The 8,871-nt window shown below is 40.4% G+C and carries 10 protein-coding genes; 6 read left to right on the top strand and 4 right to left on the bottom strand.

What is annotated here, in order from left to right; translation table 11 throughout:
• The first annotated feature begins 209 nt into the window (after positions 1 to 209).
• The 6 genes from AB1488_02880 to AB1488_02855 are packed head-to-tail and all read left to right on the top strand — an operon-like array spanning position 210 to position 4,788.
• A complete protein-coding gene (locus AB1488_02880) occupies positions 210 to 608 on the top strand; it encodes a secondary thiamine-phosphate synthase enzyme YjbQ (protein ID MEW6409042.1) in 399 nt (132 codons plus the stop codon).
• A 1-nt stretch (position 609) separates the two neighbouring features.
• Positions 610 to 1,479, top strand: a complete 870-nt coding sequence (locus tag AB1488_02875; GenBank protein ID MEW6409041.1) for a hypothetical protein — start codon at positions 610 to 612, stop codon at positions 1,477 to 1,479.
• Positions 1,480 to 1,492: 13 nt separating this feature from the next.
• Positions 1,493 to 1,675 carry a hypothetical protein gene (locus tag AB1488_02870; protein MEW6409040.1) on the top strand — a complete coding sequence of 61 codons (183 nt, stop codon included), beginning with the start codon at positions 1,493 to 1,495 and terminating at the stop codon, positions 1,673 to 1,675.
• A complete protein-coding gene (gene rplI, locus AB1488_02865) occupies positions 1,672 to 2,115 on the top strand; it encodes a 50S ribosomal protein L9 (GenBank protein MEW6409039.1) in 444 nt (147 codons plus the stop codon). The genes AB1488_02870 and rplI overlap by 4 nt, the downstream gene beginning before the upstream one ends.
• Positions 2,116 to 2,163: 48 nt before the next feature.
• Positions 2,164 to 3,510, top strand: a complete 1,347-nt coding sequence (gene dnaB / locus AB1488_02860; GenBank protein ID MEW6409038.1) for a replicative DNA helicase — start codon at positions 2,164 to 2,166, stop codon at positions 3,508 to 3,510.
• A 57-nt stretch (positions 3,511 to 3,567) separates the two neighbouring features.
• Positions 3,568 to 4,788, top strand: a complete 1,221-nt coding sequence (locus tag AB1488_02855; GenBank protein MEW6409037.1) for an acetoin utilization protein AcuC — start codon at positions 3,568 to 3,570, stop codon at positions 4,786 to 4,788.
• Between the two features lie 242 nt (positions 4,789 to 5,030).
• On the opposite strand, the gene AB1488_02850 is transcribed toward AB1488_02855, so the two are convergent.
• The 4 genes from AB1488_02850 to lysS form a co-directional block, all read right to left on the bottom strand.
• Positions 5,031 to 5,720, bottom strand: coding sequence for an ABC transporter ATP-binding protein (locus AB1488_02850; protein MEW6409036.1), 690 nt, complete (start codon positions 5,718 to 5,720; stop codon positions 5,031 to 5,033).
• Positions 5,689 to 5,931 carry a hypothetical protein gene (locus AB1488_02845; GenBank protein MEW6409035.1) on the bottom strand — a complete coding sequence of 81 codons (243 nt, stop codon included), beginning with the start codon at positions 5,929 to 5,931 and terminating at the stop codon, positions 5,689 to 5,691. Before AB1488_02845 ends, AB1488_02850 begins: the two co-directional genes overlap by 32 nt.
• A gap of 147 nt (positions 5,932 to 6,078) precedes the next feature.
• Entirely contained in the window at positions 6,079 to 7,299 is a 1,221-nt protein-coding gene (locus tag AB1488_02840) for a lipoprotein-releasing ABC transporter permease subunit (GenBank protein ID MEW6409034.1), read from the bottom strand.
• 2 nt (positions 7,300 to 7,301) lie between these two features.
• Entirely contained in the window at positions 7,302 to 8,789 is a 1,488-nt protein-coding gene (lysS, locus tag AB1488_02835) for a lysine--tRNA ligase (protein ID MEW6409033.1), read from the bottom strand.
• Positions 8,790 to 8,871: the final 82 nt, after the last annotated feature.

Here is an 8,871-nt window from a genome sequence, read left to right as displayed (position 1 = left end):
GATTGTGGTTCTCACGAATATCTTTCTTTTGAGGAAGATTATGACGATGAATGGATTACTTTACTATGCGATTGTCTGATATGCGAAACTAAATTTCAAATAAATTATAGAGCTGTAGGTATTGATAAAATAAAGTATAGTAAGTGGTAAGATACTATAACACAAAACATCCCCCTTGATTTTGGGCAGGGGGCATAGTATTATTTGACATGATAAAACACCTCGATGTCAGTACTAAATCAAGTATTGAATTTGTTGATATAACATCACAGGTTCAGGATTCTATAAGGGATTCTGGCGTTAAATCGGGCATCTGCTATATTTTTGTTCCTCACACTACTGCAGGTATTACAATAAATGAAGGAGCAGACCCAAGCGTGGTAAAAGACATCGAGGGCATGCTGTCAAAACTCATACCATTTAATGGAGGATATTATCATAGGGAAGGAAATTCAGCCGCGCACATAAAATCCTCGGTTATTGGTGTGTCTGAAACGGTGCTTATAGACGAAGGAAGATTGCTACTTGGAACATGGCAGTCTATATACTTCTGCGAGTTCGATGGGCCAAGACACAGAAGGGTAATATTGAGGATACTTAGAGATTAAGATGGTATTGGCATTAAAGAAAAAAGAACTTATGGATGAAAAAGACAGAGAGATATTATCCCTCAGGACTGAAGTGGCGAGACTTCGTCGAATGCTTGCTGAGATGTCTCCCTCAATAGAAGGAATGCTTAAAAGGAGAGGTTTCATTGTGTTCAGGAAAGAACCACAGGATGACCTTTTAATCCCTGATGCCCCACTGGAGATCAATAATTTCTATGAATCAATGAAGAAGTATTCATTCAGATTATTTCTGAGGGATATTATCAAACACAAAAGTTCCATAGAGATGCATCATCTCACGAGGTTTTCTACGGTGGATGTAATAAAGGGGTATTTAGATTTCACCCTGAAAGCAGGCATCGTCAAGATGCTATCCAGAGATAGGTATCAACTTGCCCGAATAGATGTAAAAAGTTTTGGAGATACACTGGAGTGGTTTGTTGCCGAGGTGCTTAAGAGGGAATATGGGGCTTCAGCAGTATGGGGGGTAAAGTTCAAGAATACAAGGATGGGAGGGGATTATGATGTTATTGCGAATGTTGAGGGAAAACTCCTCTATGCAGAGATAAAATCATCCCCTCCAAAGCAGATATACGATTCAGAGATAAAGACATTCCTTGATAGAGTTGAAGGGTTGACTTCAGATATCTCAATATTTCTTATGGATACAGAATTGAGGATGAAGGACAAGATAGTGCCAATGTTTGAGTCAGAACTATCGAGAAGATATGGTAAAGGCTGTTTTCCAGTAGAACGAATGGAAAGAGAACTTTTTCATATAAATAATCGGATATTTATTATAAATACAAAAGACAGTATCAGTGCCAATATAGGTAAAGTCTTAATCTGGTATTTCAGAAGTAAAAAGTAAAAGGGTAACGTATATGTCAATCACAGAAAAGGATATATGTATTGTGTGTGCATGGAGAGAGACATGCCAGAAGAGGTTTTCTGTTAAATCAAAAGGGTTTCGCTGTGTAGATTTTGTTCGGGATATAACCATAAAACCAGAAGAAAATAAAGAGAAAACCTCGTTTGAAAAGAAAACCATGGAGGGTAATAAATGAAGGTAATCTTGAGAGAGGATGTGGAAAAACTTGGTAAGGCAGGTGATCTGGTCAATGTAGCGGAAGGTTATGGAAGGAACTACCTTATACCAAAAGGATTAGCAATAGAGGCAACAGAAAAGAGCCTCGAGGCACTTGAGGAGGAGAAAAAGAAAATACTTGCGAGACATCATAAGGAAAGGATTGATACAGAGAAATTTGCAAATAGATTGTCTGAGATGGTTATAACCATCCCGCATCAGGCAGGTGAAGAGGAAAAACTGTTTGGATCTGTTACCGTTAAAGATATAGCCGATGCTATTGCAAGAGAAGGGATAAAAATAGATAAAAGAAAGATTAGCCTGCAAGAGCCCATAAAGAGACTTGGTAATTATACCGTTACTGTGAAACTACACCCTGATGTCTCCGTAGAATTGAAGGTATTTGTAGTTAGGGTTTAATTTCGGCAAGCTCAATTAAAGTGTCTATGACTCGTAGAGAGGTAACCCATGAGAACAATAGAGATACCGACTGAAAAGATGCCGCCACAGAATATCGAGGCGGAACAATCTGTTTTAGGAGCAATATTGCTCGATAACGATGCCATTAATAAGGTATTAGAAATCATCTCCATTGATGATTTCTATAAAGAAGCACACCGCAGGATCTTCTGGCGAATGATTGAACTCAGCGAGGCTAATGAAGCAATAGATATTATTACACTTACCGATGCACTGAGGAAAAACAATGAGATAGAAAGTATAGGTGGTGTCACATATCTCGCCACACTTGTGAATTCAGTCCCTACATCAGCTAATGTCCGCTATCATGCGAAGATCATAAGAGAAAAAGCAGCCTTGAGAAGTCTTATAAATACTGCTACAGACATAATATCACAGGGTTATGATAACTCGCAGGATGTTGATGAACTTCTTGACTATGCAGAGAAGAGAATATTTCAGGTATCCGAAAATAGGATAAAACCCTCATTTACACCAATAAAGGATATCATAAAAGACAGTTTCGAACTCATAGAAAAACTCTACGATAAGAAAGAAAGGATTACAGGGATTCCAACCGGCTTTACCGACCTCGATGAGAGGACAGCAGGACTTCAGCCTGGAGACCTGATTATTGTCGCAGGTAGACCAGGGATGGGCAAGACTGCATTCTGCCTTAATGTGGCGCAGTATGTAGGTGTTGAGAAGAGAGAACCTGTCGCAATCTTCAGTCTTGAGATGTCAAAATATCAGCTTGTCCTGAGGCTATTATGCTCAGAGGCAGAGGTGGATTCTCATAAACTTCGCTCAGGCTATCTCGGTAAAGAAGACTGGAAGCCCTTAACAAATGCGGCAGGGAGGCTTGCAGAGGCACCGATTTTTATAGATGATTCACCTGCACTCGGTGTTCTTGAGATAAGAGCCAAGGCAAGGAGACTGAAGGCTGAATATGGTCTGAGCCTCGTTATTGTTGATTATCTACAATTAATGCGTGAAAGGGGTAAGTTCGAACGAAGGGAGCAAGAGATCTCTGAGATAGCAAGGTCATTTAAATCCCTCGCAAAGGAACTTAATATACCTGTAATCGTATTGTCCCAGTTGAATAGAAGACCCGAACAAAGGGAAGATAAGATGCCTACCCTTGCAGACCTGAGAGAGTCTGGAGCCATCGAGCAGGATGCCGATGTAATATTATTTATATACAGAGGTGAGCTATATTCGGACAAGGCAGAAAAGGGTAAGGCAGAGATAAAGATAGGAAAACAGAGAAATGGGCCTGCAGGAGAGGTGGTGAATTTTACTTTCCTGAGCAACTATACCAAGTTCAAAAATTACTCTCAAAGACAGGTATATTAAACAAAGCAAAGAGCAAAAAAATAGGTCAGCCCCGTATTTAATACGGGGTTGCCTGACATGATCCGAGGCAGGATGCCTCGGCTATTTTCATGCTATTTTCATGCAGGATTCAGGATTAAAATAGAGCAAAGATCAAAGATGATAGATAAAAAGGTGGCATTTATCTACTCGGATACATATCTATCTTATGATTATGGACCATCTCATCCCCTTAAGATGATACGCCTGAAGCTGACATACGAATTGTTGAAATCATTTAACATCTTTGATTCACCAGATGTGAATTTGATAGAACCAGTCCCTGCATCTGAAGAGACAGTGATGCTTGTTCACAGGGAGGAGTATATAAATGCCCTTAAAGAGGCTAATGAGGGTGTCTATTCAAGTGATTTATTCCGTTATGGTCTTGGGTGGGGTGACAACCCTGTCTTCAGAGGTGTTTACTCTGGTTCCCTGCTTTCAACAGGGGCATCAATTCAGGCAGTCAGGTTAGTGGGGAATAACAAAGTTCAAACTGCCTTTAATATCGCAGGGGGACTCCACCATGCAATGCCCGAGAGGGCATCTGGCTTCTGTTATATAAATGACCCGGCAGTGGCAGTAGCAGAGGTGGTGAATAAGGGAAAGAGGGTCGTATATGTAGATATAGATGCCCATCACGGAGATGGTGTTCAGCATGTATTCTATCGCACGGATAGGGTTCTTACCATATCACTTCATGAGAGTGGTGATTTTCTCTTCCCAGGGACAGGAAAGCCTGCAGAAATAGGTGAAGAAAAGGGTAGGGGCTATTCGGTAAATATTCCATTCTATCCCGATACAGGTGATGATGTATTCCTCTGGGCATTTGAAGAGATAGTTCCACCACTTATAAAGGCATTTAATCCTGATATACTCGTAACCCAGCTCGGAGCAGATGCCTTAGAAGGGGATCCGCTTACCCACATGCGTCTGACAAACAATGCCTTCTGCCGTGCAGTCGAGATATTCCGCTCATTAGATTATCCATGGGTTGCACTCGGTGGTGGGGGATATAATGTCTTGAATGTAGCAAGGGCATGGGCATTAGCATTTGGCATAATGTGTGGCGTTGAATTACCTGATGAATTTCCATCTTCATTTAAAGAATATGCTTTAGAAAAAAGGTTAAATTTTTCAGATATCCTGACTCTCAGAGATAAACCATCAGAGGTTCAAAGTAATGATAAGGCAAGAAGTATTGCTGCTTCCTCCGTGGAGTATATAAGAAGGAATGTCTTTCCGATACATGGGTTATAGTGGTAGGTAGCAAAATGTTAGGGAAGCATTCCTGTGGAAGCAGGAACCCAATTCTTATAAATCAAAAATCAAATATCAAAATGCAAAATTATGGAATTCCTTAATTTTGATTTTTAATTTTTGCATTTACTAAATCTGGATTCCAGCCTACGCGGGAATGAGGAAAATAAGGGGACTGTCCCAGAATTACGGACGAAGCGTAGCGGAGTCGTAGATTCGGGACTGTCCCCAGAAAAACAGGTTTATATTCCAGCGTCTATGATTATCCCATCTACCATCTTTAACCTGCGGTCACATTGAGATGCAAGAACTTCATTGTGGGTGGCTATTACAAATGTTGTCCCATTGGTTCTATTAAGACTTTTAAGCAAACTATAGATTTCCTTTCCTGTTTTACTATCTAAATTTCCTGTGGGCTCATCAGCAAGGATAACCTCTGGCTCCATGATCAATGCCCTGGCAACCGCTACCCTCTGTTGTTCACCTCCGGAGAGCTCTCCTGGTTTATGTGTGAGACGGTCTTTAAGTCCAACTGCATCCAGAAATTTAAATGCCTTATCCTCTGCCACTGTCCTATTAATACCAGAGATTAAAGATGGCATCATAGTATTTTCAATTGCGTTGAATTCAGGTAAAAGGTAGTGAAACTGAAATACAAAGCCTATCTTTTGATTTCTGAATCTTGCAAGTTCGGTATTTCTTAACTCTGATGTATCAGTCTCCTGATAGAATATCTTTCCTGCTGTTGGTCTATCGAGTGTGCCGAGTAGATGTAAAAAGGTGCTTTTCCCGACACCTGAGGCACCAACGATTGATAGAAATTCTCCTCTGTTAATCTCGATATTTATTCCCTTGAGTATATGCAGTGTCCCTGCATCGGTTGTGAAGGATTTATGTAAATCAACGACCTTTATTAGAGTCTTCTCTGTCACCGAATATCCCTTTTATCTTTCTCACTGTTTTTTCAACCTTTTCCTTTTTCTCTTCAATCTCCTGCTTGATGGTGTCAGCCTTATCCCCGAGTTCTTCAGATTTCTCCTTTATCACCTTACCTGCCTCTTCACTCTTTTCTCCAAGCCACCTTATTCTTTCACCCCCACCCCATAGAACGACAGTTACAAATATTATTATCGCTATTAACATCAGACATAAAATTCTACGTAAAAACTTAAACATATCACTCTTTACCCCGCACCACGCCACAATGCCCCGCCCGCACAGTCCCCGCAGCCCGCGTGAGCGGGGTGCGGGGTTTACTGATGACTGTTAACTGTCTACCATCTACTATCTTTATTCATATCTCAGTGACTCAGCGGGGTCGAGATGTGCTGCCTGCCATGATGGATAAAGTGTTGCAAGAAAACTTATGCCGATGGCAGATAAGGATATAACTATAAAATCCAAGGTATTCATTTTAACAGGTAGATGTGTAATGTGATATATGTCCCCTGGTAATGTAATTATCTGATATGTCTTGAGGAGATAACATACAGAGTATCCTCCAATAACGCCAATAATGGTTCCCACTATACCGATCATCAGTCCGTTTATAATGAATATACTCATGATGCCGCTGTTTGTTGCTCCCATTGATTTAAGTATGGCTATGTCTTTACCTTTCTCGATTATAATCATGATGAGTGTGCTTACAATGTTGAATGCCGCTACAAGGATTATAAGGACGAGGATAATAAACATCGCTATCTTTTCAAGTTTTAGAGCAGAAAATAGATTTCTGTTCATCTCCATCCAGCTTCTTGAGAAGTATGGTGGTCCAAGGAATTGTTGTATCTCATGGGATAACTCTCTGGCTTTATAGATATTATCTATTCTTACCTCTGTAGCTGTTACTGTATCACCCATCTCAAAGAATGATTGTGCATCTTTAAGTGAGATATAGGCAATATTTGAATCAAACTCAAACATACCAGAATCAAATATACCGATAACCTTGAATGTCTTCATTTTCGGGAGCATTCCGACAGGGGTAAGGGAACCAGCAGGGGAAATAACATTTACGCTATCACCTATGAATACCGCGAGATTTTTTGATAATTCCTTTCCGAGAATGATTCCATGCATCCGCTCATCTTTAAGTGTATCCAGACTCCCTTCTTTAATTGTTTTCTGGAGATATGTCGTACTACCTTTATATGATAGGTCAATTCCTCTTAGTACAACGCCCTGTGTCATCTTTCCAGAGGACAACATTGCCTGATTGATTATAAATGGAGATGCAGAGAGTACACCATTCTGTGTCTTTACCCTATCTATTACAGTTCTGTAATCTCTGATATTCCCACCAAATTGCAGAATGACGATATGTGAATTTATCCCGAGAATTTTTCCCTGTAAATCCTCCTGAAATCCACTCATTACGGAGAGGACAACGATAAGTGCTGTCACGCCAAGTGCAACCCCAGCTATCGATATAATGGTATTTACAGATATAGATGTCTGTTTTCTCTTTGCTCTAAGATAGCGGAGTCCTATAAAAAGTTCATATGGGATTTTCACAGTTGTTCCTGTTTAAGTTGAGGGAAGAGTATAACATCCCTTATAGATGTAGAACCCGTAAGAACCATTACAAGCCTGTCTACACCAATACCTTCTCCTGCAGCAGGAGGCATTCCATATTCAAGTGCCCTTATAAAATCCTCGTCCATCGTGTATTCTTCTATATCATCTGCGTGCAATTCCTCTATCTGTTTCTGAAACCGCACTCTCTGGTCTACAGGGTCGTTAAGTTCTGAAAAGGCGTTTGCTATCTCTCTACCCGCAATGAAGAGTTCAAATCGTTCAGCAATGTCATGATTATTTTTGCTTCTCTTTGCAAGAGGTGAAACTTCTGTTGGGTAGTCAGTGATGAATGTGGGCTGTATAAGTTTATCCTCTGCAACTGCCTTAAATATCTCATCCTGTATCTTCCCGAGAGAGCAGTCACCCTTTATCTCAGCACCGAGGGAAATAGCATATTTCTTAGCCCTTTCATAATCAGCAAGCACTTCAGGTTCTATTGAACCGTATTTTATAATAGCCTCCTTATGCGTGATTCTTTGCCATGGTGGAGTGAAATTTATCTGTTCGCCTTCAAATTCAAATATGAGTTTACCAAAGACCTCCATTGCTACAGTTGTAATAAGTTCCTCTGTGAGATCCATAAGGTCATTATAATCTGCATATGCCATATAAAATTCGAGCATGGTGAATTCAGGATTGTGTTTTGTTGATATTCCTTCATTCCTGAAGTTCCTGTTGATCTCGTATACCCTTTCAAAACCTCCAACGAGAAGTCGCTTGAGATAAAGTTCAGGAGCTATCCGAAGGTAAAGGTTCATATTCAGTGCATTGTGATGGGTAACAAAGGGTCTTGCAGTTGCTCCTCCGGGAATAGGTTGCATCATTGGTGTTTCTACTTCAAGGAATCCTCTCGAGTCAAAGAATTTTCTTATAGACTTTATTACCTCGGTCCTTTTAATAAAGGTATCTCTGACAGAGGGGTGTACAATAAGGTCAACATACCTCTGGCGGTAGCGCTGCTCTATGTCCGTTAGTCCATGCCACTTTTCTGGAAGTGGTCTCAGCGATTTACAGAGAAGGACATACTCCTCGACCTCTATAGTTAATTCATTGGTCTTTGTCCTGAAGAGTCTCCCTTTTACACCTATAAAGTCACCTATATCGAGTTTTTTGAGGAGTCCATACCTCTCATCTCCTAGCATATCTTTCCGCAGGTATATCTGCATTTTCCCAGCACCATCCTGTATATGGGCAAATGTGGCTTTTCCGAAGTCTCTCAACGCTACAATCCTTCCGGCAACCACAACTTCAACCCTTTCTTTTTCCAGGTCATCATGGCTATGTCCGTTATACTGGTCTAAGAGTCCTTTTGATGAGTGCTTGACCTCGAATCTGCTACCGTATGGGTCAATGCCCGCATCTTTTAACGCTTTTAACTTTTTAAGCCTCTGCTCGATGAGCTCGTTTATTTCCTCTAACATGTAAATTCCTCTTAAATCTTTAATTACAATACAAATAATATAACAAGGAATGCCCCAAAAATCAAAGATTTTTTGGAGATTC

It is taken from the genome of Nitrospirota bacterium (genome assembly GCA_040756155.1).
Lineage (GTDB): Bacteria > Nitrospirota > Thermodesulfovibrionia > JACRGW01 > JBFLZU01 > JBFLZU01.
Note: the sequence above shows the minus strand (reverse complement) of the source record. Positions and strands in the feature narration are given on the sequence as shown.